The organism is Paludisphaera borealis (assembly GCF_001956985.1).
Taxonomy (GTDB): domain Bacteria; phylum Planctomycetota; class Planctomycetia; order Isosphaerales; family Isosphaeraceae; genus Paludisphaera; species Paludisphaera borealis.
Window position 1 is genome coordinate 4,958,291 of the sequence record NZ_CP019082.1, and the last position, 20,197, is coordinate 4,978,487.

The 20,197-nt window shown below is 66.8% G+C and carries 17 protein-coding genes; 10 read left to right on the forward strand and 7 right to left on the reverse strand.

Annotated features, from left to right (window positions below):
* Positions 1-298: 298 nt before the first annotated feature.
* The 4 genes from ptsP to hpf form a co-directional block, all read right to left on the reverse strand.
* Positions 299-2,269 carry a phosphoenolpyruvate--protein phosphotransferase gene (gene ptsP / locus BSF38_RS19105; RefSeq protein WP_237170523.1) on the reverse strand — a complete coding sequence of 657 codons (1,971 nt, stop codon included), beginning with the start codon at positions 2,267-2,269 and terminating at the stop codon, positions 299-301.
* Positions 2,266-2,598 (reverse strand): HPr family phosphocarrier protein, encoded by a 333-nt coding sequence (locus BSF38_RS19110; protein WP_076348290.1) that lies wholly within the window; start codon positions 2,596-2,598, stop codon positions 2,266-2,268. The genes ptsP and BSF38_RS19110 overlap by 4 nt, the downstream gene beginning before the upstream one ends.
* Positions 2,599-2,799: 201 nt before the next feature.
* Positions 2,800-3,270, reverse strand: a complete 471-nt coding sequence (locus BSF38_RS19115; RefSeq protein ID WP_076348292.1) for a PTS sugar transporter subunit IIA — start codon at positions 3,268-3,270, stop codon at positions 2,800-2,802.
* A gap of 190 nt (positions 3,271-3,460) precedes the next feature.
* The gene (hpf, locus tag BSF38_RS19120) at positions 3,461-3,817 is read right to left on the reverse strand and encodes a ribosome hibernation-promoting factor, HPF/YfiA family (RefSeq protein WP_076348294.1); all 357 of its coding nucleotides are present in this window, start codon (positions 3,815-3,817) and stop codon (positions 3,461-3,463) included.
* Positions 3,818-4,108: 291 nt separating this feature from the next.
* On the opposite strand from hpf, the gene BSF38_RS19125 reads away from it, so the two are divergent.
* Positions 4,109-5,806: an L-lactate permease gene (locus tag BSF38_RS19125; protein WP_076348296.1), complete on the forward strand. Its 1,698-nt coding sequence runs from the start codon at positions 4,109-4,111 to the stop codon at positions 5,804-5,806.
* Between the two features lie 171 nt (positions 5,807-5,977).
* Here the strand turns inward: BSF38_RS19125 and BSF38_RS19130 are convergent, their stop codons facing one another.
* Complete coding sequence (locus BSF38_RS19130; RefSeq protein ID WP_076348298.1) at positions 5,978-6,250, reverse strand: hypothetical protein; 273 nt, start codon at positions 6,248-6,250, stop codon at positions 5,978-5,980.
* 388 nt (positions 6,251-6,638) lie between these two features.
* Here BSF38_RS19130 and BSF38_RS19135 point away from each other — a divergent pair, with 388 nt between their 5' ends.
* From BSF38_RS19135 to BSF38_RS19175, 9 genes are all read left to right on the forward strand, one after another.
* On the forward strand, positions 6,639-7,124 hold the full coding sequence (locus tag BSF38_RS19135; RefSeq protein WP_076348300.1) for a metallophosphoesterase family protein: 486 nt from the start codon (positions 6,639-6,641) through the stop codon (positions 7,122-7,124).
* A 576-nt stretch (positions 7,125-7,700) separates the two neighbouring features.
* Positions 7,701-8,141, forward strand: coding sequence for a hypothetical protein (locus BSF38_RS19140; protein ID WP_076348302.1), 441 nt, complete (start codon positions 7,701-7,703; stop codon positions 8,139-8,141).
* A 270-nt stretch (positions 8,142-8,411) separates the two neighbouring features.
* Entirely contained in the window at positions 8,412-9,182 is a 771-nt protein-coding gene (locus tag BSF38_RS19145) for a DUF4058 family protein (protein WP_076348304.1), read from the forward strand.
* A 120-nt stretch (positions 9,183-9,302) separates the two neighbouring features.
* Complete coding sequence (locus BSF38_RS19150) at positions 9,303-9,884, forward strand: RNA polymerase sigma factor (RefSeq protein WP_076348306.1); 582 nt, start codon at positions 9,303-9,305, stop codon at positions 9,882-9,884.
* Entirely contained in the window at positions 9,881-11,398 is a 1,518-nt protein-coding gene (locus BSF38_RS19155) for an anti-sigma factor family protein (protein WP_076348308.1), read from the forward strand. The genes BSF38_RS19150 and BSF38_RS19155 overlap by 4 nt, the downstream gene beginning before the upstream one ends.
* Positions 11,399-11,552: 154 nt before the next feature.
* On the forward strand, positions 11,553-12,203 hold the full coding sequence (locus BSF38_RS19160; protein WP_076348310.1) for a DUF6624 domain-containing protein: 651 nt from the start codon (positions 11,553-11,555) through the stop codon (positions 12,201-12,203).
* A 159-nt stretch (positions 12,204-12,362) separates the two neighbouring features.
* Positions 12,363-14,519 (forward strand): PSD1 and planctomycete cytochrome C domain-containing protein, encoded by a 2,157-nt coding sequence (locus BSF38_RS19165; RefSeq protein WP_076351135.1) that lies wholly within the window; start codon positions 12,363-12,365, stop codon positions 14,517-14,519.
* A 9-nt stretch (positions 14,520-14,528) separates the two neighbouring features.
* Positions 14,529-15,953, forward strand: a complete 1,425-nt coding sequence (locus BSF38_RS19170) for a DUF1501 domain-containing protein (protein ID WP_076348312.1) — start codon at positions 14,529-14,531, stop codon at positions 15,951-15,953.
* A 22-nt stretch (positions 15,954-15,975) separates the two neighbouring features.
* Positions 15,976-17,442, forward strand: a complete 1,467-nt coding sequence (locus BSF38_RS19175) for a DUF1501 domain-containing protein (RefSeq protein WP_076348314.1) — start codon at positions 15,976-15,978, stop codon at positions 17,440-17,442.
* 724 nt (positions 17,443-18,166) lie between these two features.
* On the opposite strand, the gene BSF38_RS31740 is transcribed toward BSF38_RS19175, so the two are convergent.
* The gene (locus BSF38_RS31740) at positions 18,167-18,661 is read right to left on the reverse strand and encodes a hypothetical protein (RefSeq protein WP_210405622.1); all 495 of its coding nucleotides are present in this window, start codon (positions 18,659-18,661) and stop codon (positions 18,167-18,169) included.
* 169 nt (positions 18,662-18,830) lie between these two features.
* Positions 18,831-20,180 (reverse strand): hypothetical protein, encoded by a 1,350-nt coding sequence (locus tag BSF38_RS19185; protein WP_145952231.1) that lies wholly within the window; start codon positions 20,178-20,180, stop codon positions 18,831-18,833.
* Positions 20,181-20,197: the final 17 nt, after the last annotated feature.

A 20,197-nucleotide genomic window follows, 5' to 3' on the forward strand; every position in this document is an offset into this window, starting at 1 on the left:
GCGGCTGGGGTCGCCGTTGGCGGGCGAGGCCCGGTCGGCGCGGCGGTTCTCAACGGTCGTCGATCGGGGCCGGGCGGGGGCCCGGTGCTTCGGCGATCGTCCGGGAACCGACCAGGGCGTTGCCGTCTGGTCGCAAAGGGCGTCGTGGGTGGAATCGGCTCGGGTTGTTTCGGGTTGCTCGTGTGTGTTCGGCGCGGTCGCCTCGAAGGGCGCCCGGGGCGAACCCTGGGGACGTCAGTGTACGGTCGACCGGTCGGACGGCGTCGGCGCGGCGGGCGTTCGCCCGGTTCGCGACGCTTCAACGAGAGGTCGTGGGAGTCTCCATCGCCTTGGCGTTCGTCAGGATCGGCCGCAGCGCGGCTTCGAGCAGCGCGACGACCTCCCGCGCGGTGTCGAGCCGGAGCGCCTCGGCGGCCAGCACCCGCGCGGCGTCGAGCCGCGCGCCGCGGATCACGCGGCGGACTTCGGGAAGTTGGTGCGGAGGCATGCTCAAGGATCGAAGGCCAAGGCCCAGGAGGAACAAGGCGTAAAGCGGTTCACCCCCCATCGATCCACAGACGCTGACTTCGATCCCTCGTTTCTCGGCGGCCTCGACCACCATGGCGATCAGGCGGAGGACCGAGGGGTCGGCGGCGCTGTAGAGGTCGGCGACGGTTTCGTTGGTCCGATCGACGGCCAGCGTGTATTGGATCAGATCGTTGGTTCCGATGGAGAAGAAATCCACCTCCTTTGCGAATTGGTCGGCCATGAGGGCGGCCGCCGGCACCTCGACCATCACGCCCAGCGGCACCGCGTCGCGGAGCGAGTGGCCCTCGGCCCGAAGCTCGGCGGCGACTTCGCCCACGACGGCGCGGGCGCGGCGCAGCTCGTCGAGCGTGGACACCAGCGGGAACAGGATGCGGACGTCCCCCTGGACCGCCGCGCGGAGCAACGCGCGCAACTGGGTGCGGAACAGTTCGGGGTGGCGGAGCGAGAACCGGAGGCTGCGAAGCCCCAGCACCGGGTTCGCCTCAAGCGAGCCCGCGCCGCGGTACGACGTCAACTTGTCGGCCCCCAGATCGAGGGTCCGGATGATGATCGGCTTGCCCTGGAGCGAGCGGATCACGGCCGAATAGGCCTGGTACTGCTCTTCCTCGGTGGGGGGCGTCGGGGCGCGGAGGTAGAGGAACTCGGTCCGGTACAGGCCGACCCCCGCGGCGCCCCACTTCAGGCAGGCGGCGACCTCGTCGACGAACTCGATGTTGCCGAACAGCTCCACCCGGACGCCGTCGAGCGTCTCGGCCGGCAGGCCGGCCTGCTCGGAGAGCACCCGGTACCGCGCCGAGCGGTCGACGGCCGCCGCCCGGTAACGCTCCAGCGTCGGCGCGTCGGGGTTGAGGACGACCAGGCCCTCGTCGCCGTCGATGACGATCAGCCGGGCCGACCGCGCCCGGTCGACGATCGACCCCAGGCCGACGACCGCCGGGATCTCCAGGGCGGCCGCCACGATGGCCGTGTGGCTGGCCTGGCCTCCCGCCTCGGTCGCGAAGCCGAGGACCCGGTCGGGGTCGAGCTGCGCGGCCTCGCTGGGCGTCAGGTCGTGGGCGACCGCCACCGACGGCGCCGCCAACCCCTCCTGGAACGACTTGGGACGCTGACCGATCAACTGGCCGACGATCCGCCCCTGGATGTCGCGGACGTCGGCGGCCCGGGCCGACAGGTGCGGGTCGCTGAGCTGGTCGAGTCGGCTGGCGAGCGTTTCGAGGACCTCGATCACGGCGTGCTCGGCCGAGATCCCGTAGCGCTCGATCCGCGCCCGAGCGTCGACCCGGAGCGTTTCGTCGGTGATCATCCGGGCGTGGGCGGCGAGGATGTCGGCGTATTGCGGGCCGAGCCGATGGCGGGCGTCGGCCTCGGCCTGCGCGGCCTCAAGGCCGGCGGCTGCAAGCCCTTCTTCGAGCCGGACGAGTTCGGCGGCGAGGGCTTCGGGGGCGACCTTGCGGGGGGGCAGGCGCATCCCCAGGGGGTCGAGCACCACCACCGGGCCGATCGCGATGCCGGGGCTCACGGCGATCCCCTTGACGACCTGCATGGCCGAGGCGTCGAGGTCCGGGTCGCACGGGCTGGTCGAGGAAGCCTTCGGCTGCATCCCTGGGTTCCCGTCGCGTTGGTCGAGTCCGCCGCCGGCTTCGGCGTCGGCGTCGAGAACCAAAACCTCGCCCGCGTCGAGCGTCGGCCGTCTCGGCGAGGCGTTCCCGTTCCAGGACGTGCCCTCATTCCCGACTGTCATCGGGGCGGCTCCGCAACGGTCGGCTGTTGGATCGCTTCGCCGTTTTCGTCCTCGTAGAACCCGGCGGAGACCAGTTTCGCGAGCGCTTCGACGGCCTCCTCGGCGTCGTTCCCTCGGGCTTCGAGTTCCAGCAGAGTGCCGCGCTCGGCGGCCAGCGAGGTCAGGTCGAGGATGCTCTTGCCGTTGAAGTGACTACCATTATACAGAACCCGGACGTCGGACTGAAACTGGATCGCCAGCTTGACGAACTTGTCGGCGGGCCGCAGGTGAAGCCCCAGGCTGTTGGTGATCTCGATCTGGCGGCGGGCGACAGTCGTTTCGTGGGTCATCAGCGGCTCGATCGGCGTGCGTTGGCCTTGGACGATCGACCCTCGGATCGGCCGGCGGTTCGCAGCGCCGGCCCGGGGTCGTCGATCTTGGCGATGGTGTGGTTCGTGAACCCTCTGCGCGAGGTCGCCGCCCCTGCCGGGTCGGAACGGCGATTCCGGTACGTGTTCCGTCGACTCCAGCGAGCGCCGACCCGGCGGCTCTCAGTGCGCGTTCGCGTCGGCTTCCTCCAGCACCTCGACCACGGTTTCCCGGGTCTTCGCCTGCCGCAGGAACCTCACGAACCGTTCGTCCTTCAAATGCCTGGAAATATTCTCGAGCGCCCGCAGGTGGTCGCCGGGCTGGTTCTGGGGGGAGACCAGCAGGAAAAAGATGTTGACGGGATCGCCGTCGAGGGCCGCGAAGTCGACGCCGGTCTGCGACAGCGCCACGGCGCCGACCAGGCGTTGGAGCGTCGGGTGCCGGGTGTGGGGCACCGCAACCCCCATGCCGATCCCCGTCGAGCCCAGCTCTTCACGGTTCAGGATCGCGCGAATCACGCTCTCCACCTCGCCGTCGGCGAGCTGGCCGGCCTTGTTCAGGCCGCCGACCATCTCGCGGATCGCGGCTTCCTTGGTGGTCGCCTGCAAATCCACGATGATGCTGTCTCGGACCACGAAATCCAAAAGCTTCATCCGCCCCTCCATCGACGGGCCGCCAGGCTGGCTGATCGCGTCCTTCCGGCGTCGTCACGGTGACGCGTCAGGCGCTCAACCGCCGTCGGGGGATGGCGAGAGGCCAGCCCGCGAGGCTTCGCACTAGGCGGCGATGCCGAGAAATGCTCGCGTCAGAACGCGCGCCGGTTTCCACTTCGTCGAACACCCGTCAGGACGGTTCGCCAGGCTGCGCCTGGTCTCCCGATCGCGAGGGGTATCCGCCTTGAGGGACGTCGCCTTTGTGGTTCTGCGATTTCTCTTTATACCGTCGAAGCTGATTCTCGATCTTGTGTAGACACTGGTCCGTCGCCGCCTCGGGCGTGGGCCCCACCTCGCGAGCCACGAAGTCGTGCTTGTGCTCGGCGGAAACCAGGATCTCCACGTCCCAGGCGTTCTTCTCGTGAGCGACGGCGATTTCGATGGCCATCAGGCGACCGAACTTGGTCAGCTTCTCCGCCTTGTCGCTCAGATATTTTTGCTGAGCCGCGCTCAGTTCGCCGTGTCGCGTCGAGATCTCGATTTGCACCCATCGACTCCTTGCATGTGCGCTCCGTGAGCGCCGGGCAGGCACCCGTCCAAAGCGGCGCAACAGACGATTCAAGGTTAACCCCGCTTCGACCCCAAGGTCAAGATGCATCCCACCCAAACGCTTGCGAGCTTTCGGTCTTCGAAGGCCGCCTCCGACCCGGTCGAGGGGCGTCGCGCGCCTCTGTCGTCGACCTTTCGGGTCGCGTATCGTGGACGATCCGGCGGCCGTTCGCCGTCGGCCGCCTCCTGCACCTTCCCCTTTCCTGGGCTTTGACGAGGGACGCCTCGCGTGTGGATTCAGAATTACGACCCGAGGGGAAGCTGGCCGGTCTCGACCCTCCTGGCGGCGCTCCCCGTCTTGACGCTCCTGGGCCTCCTGGTCTCCGGCAAGGTCAGCGCCGGCAAGTCGGCCCTGGCCGGCTTGACTCTGGCCTGCGTGATGGCCTGGGGGGCGTTCGGGATGCCCCTGCCGATGGTTCTCGCCAGCGCCGGGGTGGGGATGGTCTTCGCCCTGTTCCGGATCGTCTGGCTGATCGTCGCCGCCGTGTTCCTTTACGACCTGGCGGTGGCGACCGGCCAGTTCGAGGTCATGAAGCGGACGATCGCCGGGCTCTCGCCCGACCGCCGGTTGCAGGCGGTCCTGGTGGCCTTCTCGTTCGGGGCGTTCATCGAGGGCTGCGCCGGCTTCGGGGCCCCCGTGGCGATCTCGGCGGCCTTCCTGGTCGGCCTGGGCTTCCACCCCTTTCAGTCGGCCTTATTATGCCTGATCGCCAACACCGCGCCGGTGGCCTGGGGGAGCGTCGGCATCCCCCTGCGGACCCTCAGCGTGGTGACCGAGCTGGACGTCGAGGCCCTGAGCGCCACGGCGGGCCGCATTTTACCCATCCTCTCGCTTCTGATCCCGTTCTGGCTGGTGTCGGTCGTGGCGGGGTTGCGGGCGACCTTCGCGGTCTGGCCCCCCTTGCTGGTGATCGGCGGGGCGTTCGCGGCGGTCCAGTTCCTCTGGTCCAACTACGTGGGGTTCGAGCTGGTTGACATCGCCTCGTCGGTCGCCAGCATGATCGCCGGGGTGGTCGTCCTCCACGTCTGGAAGCCGCGGGACGTCTGGCGGTTCGAGCATGACGGCGACGACGACGGCTCGCGAGGGGGCCGGCCCGCCGACGGCCAGGTGGCGCTCAGCCCCCGGACGATCGCCCGGGCCTGGATGCCGTTCGCGCTTTTGACGGTCATGGTCCTGATCTGGGGGCTGCCGGCGATCAAGTCGCTGGGGACGACCGCGACCAAGGACTGGCTCGACGCCCGGTGGTCGTGGAAGCCCGAGGTCCCGGTCCTCCACCTCCAGGTCGCCAAGGGGAGGGCGGTGACGGGCCGCGCGACTCCCGCCCCGGCCGACCTGGAGAAGGCGGTCCTCGACGTCGTGCCGCTCTCGGCCACGGGGACGGCGGTCTTCGCCGCGGCGGTCCTCAGCGGCCTGCTGCTGGGGGTGTCGCCCGGTTCCCAGGCCCGCATCCTCGCCAAGACGGTCGTCCGGATGATCCCGGCGATCTTCGCGATCCTCTGCATGCTGGCGCTAGGGTTTGTGACGAAATATTCGGGAATGGACGCCGTGCTCGGGCTGGCGTTCACCCGGACGGGGCCGCTGTTGTACCCGATCTTCGGCACCTTGCTGGGCTGGCTGGGGGTGGCCCTGACGGGGTCCGACACGTCGAGCAACGTGCTGTTCGGCAACCTCCAGAAGATTACCGCGACGAAGCTGGGGCTGGACCCGATCTTGATGGCCGCGGCCAACTCGACGGGGGGCGTGATGGGCAAGATGATCGACGCCCAGTCGATCGTGGTCGCCGCCGCCGCGACGGGGGAGGACGGTCGGGAGGGGGAGATCCTCCGCGCCGTGCTCCGGCACAGCATCGCCCTGGTCTTGATGGTCGGGGCGATCGTCTGGATCTACGCCCACGTCACCCCTTGGGTGGTGGTCGCCCCTCGGTAGGGGCCGGCCGGGGCGGGGCGGAATGAGAGACAGGGGGCCTTGGCCCCCCGTCTTGCTTCAAACCGGTGGGACGGACTCCGGCCGGCTGGGCTCCTGCTTCGGGAACGAGAGCCGCCGGGGGAGCGGTGCGGTGGGGCCTTCGGGAAAACCAGGACGTCCTGGCCCGACCGCTCAGCTCCGGTCGCGTCCCCGGTTGGAGAAGTCTGACGATTCGGTGTAGCGGGCGTAGCCGGCGTCGAGCCCTTCGGCTCCTCGCGCGGCGGCTTCCGGCTCTTCGCGCGGCCGGTGGGCGTTTTCATCGGGCTCCCGCTCGTTCAATTTCCCGACGACATGCGGGGCCGGGGTCGCTTCCTGGGGCGGAAGTTCCTGGACCGGGTTCGCCGGCTTGCGGCGAGCGACCTTCTTGACGGTCTTGTTAGTACGCGATTCAAGTCCGACGGCCACTGGACACCTCCCCGCGCGGCGCGGGTAAAAGCTGGGAGGCGCACGATCGACGGTTGGGGCCTTGACGCCCGCGCGAATCGAACGCATCCCGCGATCGCCCAGTCCCAAAGTAGGGTCGATCGCGCACCCATCACCACTGATGGGGTGCGAAGCCGGGGATGTTGGCCAAGAGCGGTGTTCCGACGTGTTCCGTACGGAATCATCCGCACAAGCCGACCCCTGGTCCTCTAGTGATGAAGTCTACCGGACGGGCGCGACTTCGGCCAGTCTCGGACGTCCGGAATTTGCCTTGTCGAGTTCCGTTTGCGATAACGGATGCATCAATCGAGTCGAATCCGGCCTGGGAATGCCGCGATTTGATGCATTTGTGAGACAGGACACGAATTTCATGCGCATCGGCATCCTCTCCGACACCCACGATCAGGTTGCGCGAACCCGGCGGGCCGTCTCGATCTTGACCGCCGCCGGGGCCGAAGCCCTGATCCACTGCGGCGACCTCACTATCCCCGAGGTCGTCGACGAACTCATCGGCGTCCCTTCCACGTTCGTCTTCGGCAACTGCGACTACGACCAGGCGGACCTCCGCCGGGCCATGAAGCGGATCGGGGCGAACTACCTCGGCCTCGGCGGCCTGATCACCCTCGGCGACCGTCGAATCGCCGTCACCCACGGCCACTCCGACGCCGAGCTGCGCCGCTTGACCGACCTCGAACCCGACTACCTGTTCTCTGGCCACACCCACCACCGCCGCGACGTCCGCGAAGGCAAGACCCGGTTCATCAACCCCGGCGCTCTCTACCGCGCCTCGTCCTGGACCGTCGCCCTCCTCGACCTCGCCGCCGACGACCTCCAGACCCTCACCCTGACCGAATGACCCCCGGCCGCAATTGGGTTCGTTCGCGCCGCAAACCACTACGCCCGAGCCCCCGAAACGCCTCGCCGCCTCCGTCCGACCCGCATGTTTTCAGGCCGTCGAGCCGACCTCCGACCCGGCCGAAATTGGGTTCGTTCGCGCCGCCGCAATGGTGGGTCGGCGCGGTGTAAAGCACTGTATCCAAGCGGTTTGCGTTTCGTTTCTGGTTTGGGTTCGTTCGCGCCGAAAGGCCCTTGTTCCGACGCCTGCAACGGTCCTTTCCGCACCCGGCTCGGCCTGCCCTCCTCGTTCGACGGTCTCTCCGAGAAATTGGGTTCGTCCGTCCATTTTTTGGGTTCCATCCGGACCGACCCGCCTTGTGTCGAGCGGCTGATTCTCACCGATTCCGGGTTGCCAACGAGCATGCGGGCGCAATATCCCACTTGTAATTTACGACACGATGACGCCGAACCGAGTCGAACAATCGGCCGAGTCCGTCGTTCTTTCTTGGGGCCGAAACCACTGGCGTTACAATCGGTGCATCCCGAATGGGACCTCGTCCTCTGGAGCCTCAAGAGTCCATCGGAGGGATCAAATATGGATTGGAAATACACCGAACCCAACTACTCCATGGCGACGGTCGATTCGGGCGATTCGGTCGATCAAGCCATGGCTGAATTCTGTCAACACATTAAGACGCAAGTCACGCCGAAGAATGACTCGGTCGCCTGGGATTATCTGCGTGTCGAGATGTGGTCCGATTCGGGGCGGATGATCGTGTATCCTGCATCAACCTTAAATCCGCTTCGAATCGAGAAAGCAGCATGCCAAGTCTTTTTCAGCGACCTTCTCTCGGCGTACGAACTTATCGCCGATTCTGGCCTAAATGACGAAGCTTTCGTCGCCGAAATAATTCGCGAAGAAGGAGAGTGGATCGATCGGTTTCTTGACGCCGCCCGAAGGGTAGGGCTTTTCGGCAAGCCTATTCAATTCTGGGATGGCGATGGTGACGAGCCGATCCGCGTTGAGCAGATCTGACCGAGTGGCTCCTGCCGGTGTGCGGTTCCTCCTAATCGATAAGGCGGAGGCCACGGCACAGGTGGAAGCGCTCGAGCCGCTGCGCCCCTCCGGCATGGCTAGGCCTGACCGTCCCGCCCCTGGGCCGTGTATCCGGGGTGTGCGGGGGCAGGAAGCTTGAGCGACAGGTTCCGGCGCGATGAACTGGGTTGGCGCGCCGGATTCGTTGCCTCAAGCTATATTGAAAGACGTGCATGCAAAACCGTCGCCGACCAGGACAAGGAGCAGGCCATGCCGTCACCTTTTCCGGGAATGAATCCGTGGATCGAGCAGGAGGGGATCTGGGTCGATTTCCATGCCGCGTTCATCCCTGCGATCCGGCGACAACTCGCTCAGCAGGTTTTGCCGAAATACATCGTCCTGATGGAGGAGCAGGTTTCCATCCATGAGGTGCCGGCTTCTCGTGTTCGGAGCATGCGCCCCGACCTGGCGATCACGCGACCCGAACGCGGGCGAGAGCCTCGCGCCGCGGTGGGCGTCGCGGAGATCGAGGCGCCGTATCATCCGAGTCTGCCGGAAGAAGAGGTTGAGAGGCAACCTTACCTGGAGATCCGCGATCGCGAGAATCGGGAACTGGTGACCGTTATCGAATTGCTCAGTCCATCGAACAAGCGACCCGGCGAGGATCGGTGGAAGGATCTCGAAAAGCGTCGCGCGGTTCGCAGAGGGACCGCTCACCTGGTCGAGATCGACCTACTGCGGGGCTACCCTCCGATGCCGCTCGAAGATCGTCCCGAGTGCGATTACTCCGTCCTCGTCAGCCGCGCCGAACGGCGTCCGGTCGTCGACTTCTGGCCGATCGACGTCCGTGATCGCCTGCCAGTCGTCCCGATCCCGTTGCGATCGCCCGACGGCGACGCCCAGGTCGATCTCCAGGCGGCCCTCGACCAGGTTTACGACGACGCCGGTTACGTTCATTTCATCTATCAGGGGAATCCCAACCCCGCCCTCGCGCCGGAAGACGCGGAATGGGCCGAGTCGTTCCTGCCCGAGGTGTCCTGACCGCTCGTCCGGTCCCTTCCCCCAGCATTCATTGCGAATCCACGCAGCAAAACAGCCCCGTCGGTCACTCCTGTTCGTGGAAGCGAGGAAAGACGGCTCCTCAGTCGGGGGTGAGCGACCGTGAGTCAAGATGACGAGGACGACGTCGGGCGATGTCTGGGCGGGGAGCGGGACGCTTTTCGGGGGCTGGTCGGTCGCCACGAAGGGCCGTTGATCCGGTATCTCACCGGGCAGTCGGGCCGGGGGGATCTGGCGGTCGAGGTCGCTCAGGAGGCTTTCGTCAGGGCGTACTTCGCGCTGTCGAAGCTGCAATCGCCCGCGCTCTTCCGGCCCTGGCTGCTGGGGATCGCCGAACGGGTGCTGAAGGAGACGTTGCGGGCCAAAAGGCGCTCCGCCGTCGCGCTGAGCGTCGTCACGGCCTCGGGCCGCGCGTCGCCGGCTTTCGACTCTCCGGACGATGAAGGCTCCGAACGGGAAGGGGCGCTGAACGCGGCTGTCGCCGAACTCCCGGAGCTGTATCGCGAGGTTGTCTTGCTTCGCTTCCACGCCGGACTGTCCTGCGTCCAGATCGCCGACAAGCTCAACGTGTCGACGGGGACCGTGACCAGCCGGCTTTCGCGCGCCTACGCTTTGCTGCGCCAGGCGCTTCGGGATTCTCACTTGAGACTCGGACTCGAACACGATGCGGAGGCGCCAAGATGACGTGCTCGGATTTCGCGGATGAAGTCGTCGCATGGGACGAGGGGCTGCTCGACGAGGCGTCGGCCTCGCGGCTCGAAGCTCACCTGGCGACGTGTCCGGAGTGTCGCGGACTGCTCGCCGAGATCCGCGACCTTGTGGGCCGGCTTTCCGGCGACGAGCGAGGCCGGCCGGTCGGTTCGCTGGTCGCGCCGGTGATGGACCAGATCGCGGGCCGGACGATCGTCCAAGCTCGGCGAAGAGCGTTCGTCGGGAGGGTGTCGCGGGCCGCGGCGGCTTCGATCGTGATCGCGTTGGGCGTCGGCTACCTGGCGTTCGGCCCGAGCCGTCCGGGGGCGCGGGTACACGCGGCCGGTTTGAAGGAGGCGAAGGCCGGGATGGAGAACGCCGCATCCGCCACCTGGAAGGTATCCTTCTATCAGGAGCTGTTCGCCAAAGGGGGGCGTTCGGGCCGCTGGTTCCGCGACGCGAACAGCGATAAGAGCTACTCTTACAAGGCCCCGGGCAGGTATCGGTGCGAGCACCTGTCGCCCGACGGTAAGGTCGTTTTCGTGGCGATCGAGGACCGGGCGAGCGGCACCCGAATCGAGATCAACCATCTCAACAAGACGGCCGCGCTCACGACGATGGGGATCGCGTTCGAGTCGCACTATGATCCCAAGGGGCCGTTCGCCATGTATCTCGACGCGATGGAAAGCCCCGACCTCATCGCCTTGCCCGCTCGCAAGATCGAGGGCGTCGACGCCGTGGGATTCCGCAAGGAGCCGCCCGACGGCACGCCGTATCCCTACGATCGGATCGCCTTTGATTTCTGGCTCGGGGCGAAGTCGAAGACGCTGGTCCAGTGCCGGTGGCCGGGCGCTGATTTGTTCGACGAGTCGGACGTCGCCCAGAATGCGGTCGCGTTCCCGATCCCGCGCGAGCAAGGAGTCGACGACGGCGGGCGGGCCTATTTTCTGGCGCCGGATGCGCCTGATCGGCCCGCGTATTCCGGCCACGTCTTTCACGACATCGTTTTCAACCCGCCGCTCGACGACGCCCTGTTCCAACTCGATGCGCCCGAAGGGTACGTGGTGAAGGCCGCCCAGCCCCCCCGGATCGTCGAAACCGACGTGACCGGATTTCTCGGCGTGGTCGCCGACTTCTTCGACGGAAACTTCCCCGACCGCTTCCCGCACTTCAGTCGCGATCCGGAAGCCTCCAAACGCTACGCCAAGGCTGAGCGGGCGGTGCTGACCAAGGCCAATCCTTCCGCCGCCGAAACGGCCCTGATCGAGGCGATGCGGCGGTGGTACGCCACGGGCATCCCCGGCCCCGGCCCGGTTCACGTCTTCCTTCGCGATCAGATCGCGCCGGGATCTTGGAAGTACCTCGGCAAGGGGGTGAAGCGGGGCGACAAGGACCGCATCGTCGCCTGGTACCGCCTCAAGAACGCGTCCGGTTATCGCGTGATCCACGGCGATCTCAGCATCAAGGACGCCTCCGCGTCCGAACTCCCCTTACCGGTCTCGCCCTGAGCGGCTTGTTCGGCGAGTCCTGAAAACCTCGACGGCGGCCACGGGATCTCGGCGGGCTTCACACTCGTCGAGATCCCGTGCCGTTGCGCGGTGGGATCGAGTATCCTGCGGGGAACGACTTCGCCCGGGAATCCCGATTCATCTGGAGCGACCCATGATCCTCGTCTTCCTGACCTGTCTACTGACGCAAGCCCCGAAACCCGAACCGGCGCCCGTCAAGGCTCCCAAGCTGCGAGACGAGTTGCAGGCCAGGGTCAAGGAGGATCAGGCGGCCCGGTTCGCGATGATCGACTTCATGGCCAAGCACCAGACGGGCGCCAAGTCCGCCGACGGCCGGACCGCCGTCAGTCTGTCGCCGGAGCAGAACAAGGAGCTTCAAACACTCATCAAACGTGTCAAGAAGGCCGACGACGACAACACGGCGTGGCTGGCGGAAATCGTTCGCGAACACGGTTGGCCGGGGAAGTCGCTGATCGGCGAATCCGCCGCTCACGACGCCTGGCTGCTGGTTCAGCACGCCGACGCGCACAAGGACTTCCAGGACGACTGCCTGCAAAAGATGAAGGCCGCGCCCGCCGGCGAGGTCGCCCCCCGCGACGTCGCCTACCTGACCGACCGGACCCTGACCAACCGAGGCAAGAAGCAGATCTACGGCACCCAGACCCGACTCGAAAACGGCAAGGCCGTCCCCTTTCCCATCGAAGACGAGGCGAACGTCGATCAAAAGCGGAAGGAATGCGGCATGCAACCCCTGGCCGAATACCTCAAGCAGGTGGAGGAGACGTACGTCAAACCGAAGCCGTGATGCATCGAATCTGAGCCATGTGTCTTGGATGCTACGCGCCAGCCTCCTGGTTGACTCCTTGTTGAATTTTTGATTGCGAGCGGGGCCGGCAGGTCGTAAGGTGTGGTCGAACGAGTCCATCCCTCCCGCGACGTCTCGCCGGCCGACGGAAATCCCGCCATGACGATCCGTCTCCTCCTATCCTCCCTGTTCTTGCTGGCGGCGACGGCCGCGCGCGGCGACGACGATCTGGATTTCTTCGAGCAGCGGATTCGTCCGATCCTCGTCGAGAAGTGCCAGTCGTGCCACGGGCCGGAGAAGCAAAAAGGGGGGCTGCGGCTCGACTCGAAAGAAGCCTGGCGGCGAGGGGGCGGTCGTGGGCCGGCTGTTGTACCGAAGGATGTCGAGCAAAGCCCGCTGATCGCAGCGGTGCGCCGCGACGACGACCTCGCCATGCCGCCGAGCGAGACCGCCAAGCTGAATGACCGCGAGGTCGCCGACCTGGTCGAATGGGTCCGCCGAGGCGCGCCCGATCCTCGGGAAGGGGTCGCCCAGATCGGCGGCATGACCCGTGACGAGGCGTCCCGGCTCTGGTCGCTGCGGCCCGTCGCTCGTCCAGTCGTTCCCGCGAGGCAGAGCTTGACCGGAAACGCGATCGACGCGTTCCTCGACGCCCGGATCGGTTCGTCCGGGTTGACCGTCGCGCCTCGGGCGGACAAGCGGACGTTGATCCGCCGGGTCACGTTCGACCTGACCGGATTGCCGCCGACGCTCGACGAGGTGAAGATTTTCGAGGCCGACGAATCGCCTGGGGCGTTCGCGAAGGTCGTCGACCGCCTGCTCGCCTCGCCGCATTACGGCGAGCGGTGGGGAAGGCGCTGGCTGGACGTCGTCCGCTACGCCGATACGGCCGGCGAGAACTCGGACCGGCCGTTGCCCCACGCCTGGAAGTACCGCAACTGGGTGATCGCGGCGTTCAACGCCGACCTGCCGTACGACGAGTTCGTCCGGCTCCAGATCGCCGGCGACCTGATGACGGCCGGTCGTAGCCCGACCGAGACGGCCGACCGGATCGTGGCCACGGGGTTCCTGGCCATCGCCCGGCGGTTCGGGCACGACATCGACAAGGACGTGCACCTGACCCGCGAGGACGTCATCGACACGACCGGCAAGGCGTTCCTCGGCCTGACGATCGCCTGCGCGCGGTGCCACGACCACAAGTTCGACCCGATCACGGCCGACGACTATTACGCGCTCTACGGGATTCTCGCCGGCACCCGGCTGCCGTTCCCCGGCTGCGAGCCCACCCCCGCGCCGCGCGATCTCGTGCCGCTGGCGACCGGCGGGATGGCCTTCGCGGTGGCCGAGGGGACGCCGGGCGACGTGCCGATGCATATGCGCGGCGACCCCGAGAAGCCCGGCGTGAAGGTGCCGCGGCGATGGCTCGAAGTGCTCGGCGGCCAGCCCGTCCCGCCCGGCGGCGGCAGCGGCCGGCTCGCCCTCGCCGGCTGGCTGACGGCCCCCGAAAACCCCCTCGCCGCGCGGGTGATGGTCAACCGGATCTGGCTCGGCCACTTCGGTCGGGGTATCGTGGCCACGCCGTCCGACTTCGGTTCGCGCGGCCGGCCGCCGACGAACCCCGAGCTGCTCGACTGGCTGGCGTCGGAGTTCATCGCCTCGGGCTGGAGCGTCAAGGCGATGCACCGGCTGATCGTGTCGTCCGACGCCTACCAGCGGTCGTGCGAGACGTCCGTCGACGCCGATCCTGAGAACGCCCGCGTCGCCCGGTTCGAGCGCCGGCGGCTCTCGGCCGAGGAGCTGCGCGACGCCTTGCTCGTCGCGGCCGACCGCCTCGACCGCACCCCCGGCGGGCCGCACCCGTTCCCCCCCGAGAGCACCTGGCATTTCTCCCAGCACGACCCGTTCGCGGCGACGTACCCGAACGACCGTCGAGCGGTGTACCAGATGACGCTGCGGAACCGCCGCGACCCGTTCGCGAGCCTGTTCGACGGCGCCGACCCGAACTCCTCGACCCCGGTCCGCGACGAGTCGACCGTGCCCACCCAGGCGCTCTTCTTCCTCAACTCGCCGCTGGTCCACGAGTGCTCGGAGCGGATCGCCGGGCGGCTGGGGGCGGATCGGTCCGAGGATCAAAGGATCGAGCGGCTTTACGAAATCCTCCTCCAGCGGTCGCCGTCGATGGAAGAGCGCGAGCGAGGGCGGAAGTTCGTCGCCGACTACGCCGGCGCGGTGTCGGACGCGGAGAAGCCGACGGCCCCGTGGTCGGCGTTGGCCCGCGTGCTGATCGGCGGCAACGAGTTCCTTTACGTCGAGTGAGGCGGGACGATGCGAACCGAACCGAATCCGGGCCGCCGACATTTCCTCCGCTCGGCCGTGGCGGGCTCGATCTTGATGCCCGCACTGATCGACGAACTGACCGCCGCCGACGCCTCGAAACCCCCGCGCGGCGTCGACCCGCTCGCCCCTCGGCCGCCGCACTATCCGGCCAAGGCGAAGTCGGTGATCTTCGTCTACCTGAGCGGCGGCGTCTCGCACGTCGATTCGTTCGATCCCAAGCCCCGGCTGTTCGCCGACCACGGCAAGTCGGTGACCCTCGACCATCCCGAGACCAAGAACCGGCCGGGCTACGAGAAGCTCTATCTCAAGCGGCCCGGCTGGACGTTTTCGCCTCGGGGCGAGAGCGGCACCGAGGTCAGCGACCTGTTTCCCGAGATCGGCGGATGCGTCGACGATTTTGCGTTGATCCGATCGATGCACACCTCGCATTCGAACCACTACAACGCCACGCTCGGACTGCACACCGGCTCGTTCGCGTTCGCCCGGCCGAGCCTGGGCTCGTGGCTGAGCTTCGGGCTCGGCAGCGAGTCGAAGGACCTGCCGTCGTTCGTGGTGATCGCCCCCAAGGTGCCGTACGCCGGCTCGCAGGTCTGGGCCAGCGACTTCCTCCCCGGAGCGCATCAGGGGACGCGGTTGACCCCCGGCCCCGAGCCGATCGCCGACCTCGCCCGCCGCGTCCCATCGTCCGCCCGTCAGGAGATGGAGCTGGCCGCGATCCGCGACGTCAACGCCGCGCACCTGGCCGCGCGAGCAGGGTCGGACGACGGCCGGCTGGCGGCTCGCATCCGGTCGTTCGAGACCGCCTTCGGCATGCAGTCGGCCATGCCCGAGGCGCTCGACGTTTCGCGTGAGACCGACGCCACGCTCGCTCTTTACGGTCTGGCGCGCGGCCAGGCCGACGGCTTCGGCTGGCAGTGCCTGGCGGCCCGGCGTCTGGTCGAGCGCGGGGTTCGGTTCGTCGAGCTGATCGACACCGGATCGAGCGGCAACTGGGACTCGCACGGCGACATGGCCGACCACGGCCGCCTGGCGAAGAACGTCGACCGGCCCGTCGCCGGCCTGCTGCGCGACCTGAAATCGCGCGGGCTGATGGACGAGGTGCTCGTCGTTTTCACCACCGAGTTCGGCCGCACGCCGTTCAACAACACCGTCGAAAACAAGGGGCGCGAGCATCACTCGTGGGCCTTCAGCTCGTGGCTGGCCGGCGCGGGGGTGAAGCCGGGCGTCGTCCACGGCGCGACCGACGAGCACGGCGTTCGGGCGGTCGTCGACCCCGTCCACATCCACGATTTCCACGCCACGATCCTCCACCTGATGGGCCTCGACCACACGCGCCTGACCTACCGCCACGCCGGCCGCGACTACCGCTTGACCGACGTCCATGGCGAAATCGTCAAGGGCGTACTCGCTTGACGTTGATGGAAAGGAGGCCCTCATGAGCCGTCACAAACGACCGCAGCCGAAGCACGACCACGGGCACGCTTTCACCGGCTTCAATGCGCTCGAGCGCGAGGGCCTGGTCGTGGCCAGCCGGCGGAACATGCTCAAGGCGAGCGTGGCGGGCCTCGCCGGCCTGGGCCTGCCCGACCTGCTCGAACTCCGCGCGCGGGCCTCGGCGGCGGGGACGCCGGTCAAGGGGCGCAAGGCGGTGATCCTGCTCTGGATGACGGGCGGTCCCAGCCACATCGACACCTGGGACCCGAAGCCGAACCGGCCGCTCGAAAACCGGGGGCCGTTCGGCGTGATCGCGTCGAAGCTGCCGGGCGTCTTCGTCTGCGAGCATCTGCCGAAGCAGGCGGCGATGCTCGACAAGTTCACGATCATCCGCTCCGTCGACGCCAAGTTCAGCAACCACGAGCCCAACAAGGTCTTCCAGACGGCCAACCTCGACGCCGAGCCCCGCCTGGCCGGCCCGAGCGCCGAGATGTATCCGGCCATCGCCTCGATCGTCGCCAAGCACCACGGTGCGAACCAACCGGGCATCCCGCCGTACGTGGCCTTTCAGACCTCGCGCAGCCACATCGCCTACGGCGGCCACCTCGGCCGAAGGTACGACCCGTTCATCGCCAACCGGGCGGGTCGACTGCCGATCTACAACGACGTCGGCGTCGACACCGGCAAGATGACCGAGGCCGACTTCTTTCACCTTCCCCGAGGGCTCACCCACGACCGGCTCAAAGACCGCCGCGCTCTCCTGACCGACATCGACGGCCTGCGGCGCGACCTGGACCGCTCGGCCGACGTCGAGGCGATGGGCCGTTACGGCCACGAGGCGATGGAGCTGCTGGTCGGCCGTCGCGCGCAGGAGGCGTTCGATATCAGCAATGAGCCCGAAGCGGTCCGCGACCGCTATGGCAAGCACCTCTGGTGTCAGCAGGCGCTGTTGGCCCGGCGGCTGGTTGAGGCGGGCGTCGCCTTCGTGACGCTCGATTTGAGCTATCACACGGCGTCGGGAACCTGGGACACGCACGGCGACAACATCCCGCCCTACGGCGGCATCAGCAAGGGGCTCAAGCCGCTCCTGCCGATCTTCGACCATTTGATCACGACGCTGGTCTCCGACCTCGGCGAGCGCGGGCTGCTCGACGACGTGCTGGTCGTCGCCATGGGCGAATTCGGCCGCACGCCGCTGATGGGCACTCAAGGGAGCACCGACGGCCGCAACCACTGGGCGGTCGTGATGTCGATGGCAATGGCGGGCGGCGGCCTGCGCCATGGCCAGGTGATCGGCTCGACCGAGTCCGACGGCGGCCACATCAAGGAGCGCCCCGTCACCCCCGGCGACCTCGCCGCCACCATCTACCGCCACATGGGCGTTCCCCTCGACGCCACCTACCCCGACGGCACCGGCCGCCCCCGCTTCATCGTCGACCGTGGCGAGCCGATCGCGGAATTATTCTGATCGCTTCGTGCTTGCCCGTGTGATTCCGGCAATGGGGTGGCCCGGGTTCGTACTCGACCCCGGGGACGCGTGCCGTGGCTTCTCTACCAAGCTCGGACGCGCCGGACCTGGTCCACCTGTGGCTATTACAACGGACGAGGGATAGGGTAACCGGCAGTTGACGAATGCCTCTGCCGGTTCCCGTGCTCACGTCACGACGTAACGCCCCAACGGCCCCATCGCTCTGCGGGGCCTCATCTCGATATCATCTGCCCAGTCAAGCTCCCAATCTTGACTATAGAGGCCGCCGCCCCGCTTTCTGACACGGTCATTCCACCGTCGGCGGCGGTTCAAGATGCTTGGCTTCAAGTAAATGTTGCGCCGTGGCTTGTGCCACTTGCAGTGATTAAGCGGATAGGCTCCCTCGGCGCGGATTCGCTTTCGGAATCGGCGGAGCGTCTCTGCGATCAGCTCGCCTTCCTTCACCTCGATCCAAACACCCATTCTGCGGCGTCTTGGCGGCTGACGCACTGCCGGTGGAAACGTGAACTGAATCTCGATTGTCAGGATCTTCGCAGGGAGATCGCGGGGATTCAAGGCGATGGAGCCAGGAATAATCGGCGGGCGGCCCAAGTTCGTACTCGACCCCGGGGACGTGGGCCGTGGCTTCACTGCCAAGCTCGGACGCGCTGACCCGGAGGCTCCCGCTGCTCAACGAGGCTAGGCGGTCTCAAGTAGGGTGGACCTAGTTTGGAGCCTCCTCCGTGCATGGCACCCCTCGCTCCTTTGCCCGACTGATAATCTCGGGGATGGCATCCTGGAGGAAACGGTCCGAGCCGGGGTTGACTTGGATGTGGACTCTTTCACCAGTCTTTTTCGTGAAATCCAGATAATGAACATCCTGGACCGTCCTACCGATCGGGATCTTCTTGACTGTGTGTTCGATCCCGCCAAGTTCATCAAATTGGAAATTGAAGTAATTGAAGCCCCGGTTCCACTCCACATGATTGGGGTCAATCGTTGTTCGGCTTACGGATAGGCCGGGGACTGTCGTGCAGAGGACGAGGACTCCACCGCCGAGCACGATGGAACCCAGCCATTTGCGCTTCTTTCGTATATACCACCCCGCCACGCAGGCCGATGCGGCCGCCAGGGCCACGACTGCGATTAGCCAGGTCTCAATTGTATAAGTGGATGTATCTCCTTCCACATGCCGTTTGACGCAGCCGAGCGGGACCATTGCGGCTGAAGTCAAACATACAGCCAAATATCTTTGTGATCGCCGCACTCTGTGCGCCTCCCTGATAGGACGCCAGGCAACTTCTCACCACCGTATACGCGCCCGGGATGGACGGATGGGTGGCCCGGGTTCGGAGACCGGGCCACCCGTCGCCGCATAATTCAATCGGTCAGGACGCGTTCTCGCTCCAGTAGCGATCGAGTTCCAGGTGTCCCTCGGCGTCGAAGTGGAGCGGTGCCGGCTCCGCGACGACATGGGCGTCGACGGTGCATGCGATGTCGTCCATGGCGGCGGGTGTGAGGAGCAGTCGCGTCATTTCGAGGGTGCTGAAGATGACGGCCGCGCGGACGCCGGTGGCGCCCGACGGGCACACGGCGAGCGCCAGTTGCAGGGCGTCTCGATCGTTCTCGCAGACGATCGGCCGCATCGCCTGGTTCGGGGTGAGGGCGGAGAGGCAGTTCACGGCCGTCCGCTCCCAGTCGACGGCCTCGTCGAAACGACGCGTGATGAACTGGCAAAGCCCGACGCCGATCGCGTTGCCGTGGCTTCCCTCGGTGAGCCGACCGCCGATGATGGTGTGGATACGCGGCATCGACGGCTTCCACGCCTGTCCCTGGATGTATCCGTAGGGAGACCGACCGATCGTCTTCGTATGCATGCCTTGCCCGGACTTGTCTTTGCCGAGATAGACGCAGTAGAGCAGGTCGAGATCCATGACGGGGAGCGAAGGCATCAGCGCCCTGGAGCGTCCGAGCGCCGCCGCCTCCGTGGCAAAGAAGCGGTCCACCGTCTCGACGGGCGAGCCGATGATCTCGGCCGTCTCGTCGAACGCATTCTCGACGATGCCCAGGCCGCCGGCGATCTTCAGTTCCGTTCCGCCGATCGTGCGGCGGGCCGAGGTCTCGATGGCGGCTCCGAGGCCGATGCCCGGGATGTGCTTGTGCATCTCGATCGCCTGCATCTTCGACAGCCCAAGGGCCAGGATCTTGGCGAAGCCGGACTCGAGGCCGTAGCGCCCCGCAGGGAGCGGGACGGGCCAGTCGATGTCGGTGTGATCCTTGATGCGGTTGACCAGGACCACGAGATCGCACGCCAGCGCGTCCTCCGAGACGTGGACCTCGACGCCGTCCACGGTGGCGATATGACGCGTCTCCATCCGCGAGCAGACGCGCGCGCCGACCGACGCCTCGGTCACCCCGCGCGAGCCCGCCATCTCAAGCTCGCCGTCCGCCGTCCCGCCGCCGTGCGTGCCCATCGCCGTCAGGACTCGGACCTCCTTGCAACGCGGCTTCAGAAACTCGACGGCCGAGCGGACGACGGTCTGGATGTCGCGGATTCCGCGGCTGGGCATCGTGAGCCCGACGATCTTGTCGACCAAGTGCGCGGGGACCGGAAAGATCTTGTGCATCTCCTGAAACACCGCCGCACGCACATCCGACACACGCGGCCTCGCGAACACCTGCTCCACCACGGCGAAGGGGGGCAGGTTCCTGACGCGTGGGCATAGATCCAGCTTCATTGAAATCACTCGTGGCT

What these genes read in the sequence shown, in the direction of transcription:
- ptsP (WP_237170523.1), bottom strand. Translation starts at nt 2,269, where the DNA reads ATGACAGTCGGGAATGAGGGCACGTCCTGGAACGGGAACGCCTCGCCG.
- BSF38_RS19110 (WP_076348290.1), bottom strand. Translation starts at nt 2,598, where the DNA reads ATGACCCACGAAACGACTGTCGCCCGCCGCCAGATCGAGATCACCAAC.
- BSF38_RS19115 (WP_076348292.1), bottom strand. Translation starts at nt 3,270, where the DNA reads ATGAAGCTTTTGGATTTCGTGGTCCGAGACAGCATCATCGTGGATTTG.
- BSF38_RS19135 (WP_076348300.1), top strand. Translation starts at nt 6,639, where the DNA reads ATGCGCATCGGCATCCTCTCCGACACCCACGATCAGGTTGCGCGAACC.
- BSF38_RS19140 (WP_076348302.1), top strand. Translation starts at nt 7,701, where the DNA reads ATGGATTGGAAATACACCGAACCCAACTACTCCATGGCGACGGTCGAT.
- BSF38_RS19145 (WP_076348304.1), top strand. Translation starts at nt 8,412, where the DNA reads ATGCCGTCACCTTTTCCGGGAATGAATCCGTGGATCGAGCAGGAGGGG.
- BSF38_RS19155 (WP_076348308.1), top strand. Translation starts at nt 9,881, where the DNA reads ATGACGTGCTCGGATTTCGCGGATGAAGTCGTCGCATGGGACGAGGGG.
- BSF38_RS19160 (WP_076348310.1), top strand. Translation starts at nt 11,553, where the DNA reads ATGATCCTCGTCTTCCTGACCTGTCTACTGACGCAAGCCCCGAAACCC.
- BSF38_RS19165 (WP_076351135.1), top strand. Translation starts at nt 12,363, where the DNA reads ATGACGATCCGTCTCCTCCTATCCTCCCTGTTCTTGCTGGCGGCGACG.
- BSF38_RS19170 (WP_076348312.1), top strand. Translation starts at nt 14,529, where the DNA reads ATGCGAACCGAACCGAATCCGGGCCGCCGACATTTCCTCCGCTCGGCC.
- BSF38_RS19175 (WP_076348314.1), top strand. Translation starts at nt 15,976, where the DNA reads ATGAGCCGTCACAAACGACCGCAGCCGAAGCACGACCACGGGCACGCT.
- BSF38_RS31740 (WP_210405622.1), bottom strand. Translation starts at nt 18,661, where the DNA reads ATGGTCCCGCTCGGCTGCGTCAAACGGCATGTGGAAGGAGATACATCC.
- BSF38_RS19185 (WP_145952231.1), bottom strand. Translation starts at nt 20,180, where the DNA reads ATGAAGCTGGATCTATGCCCACGCGTCAGGAACCTGCCCCCCTTCGCC.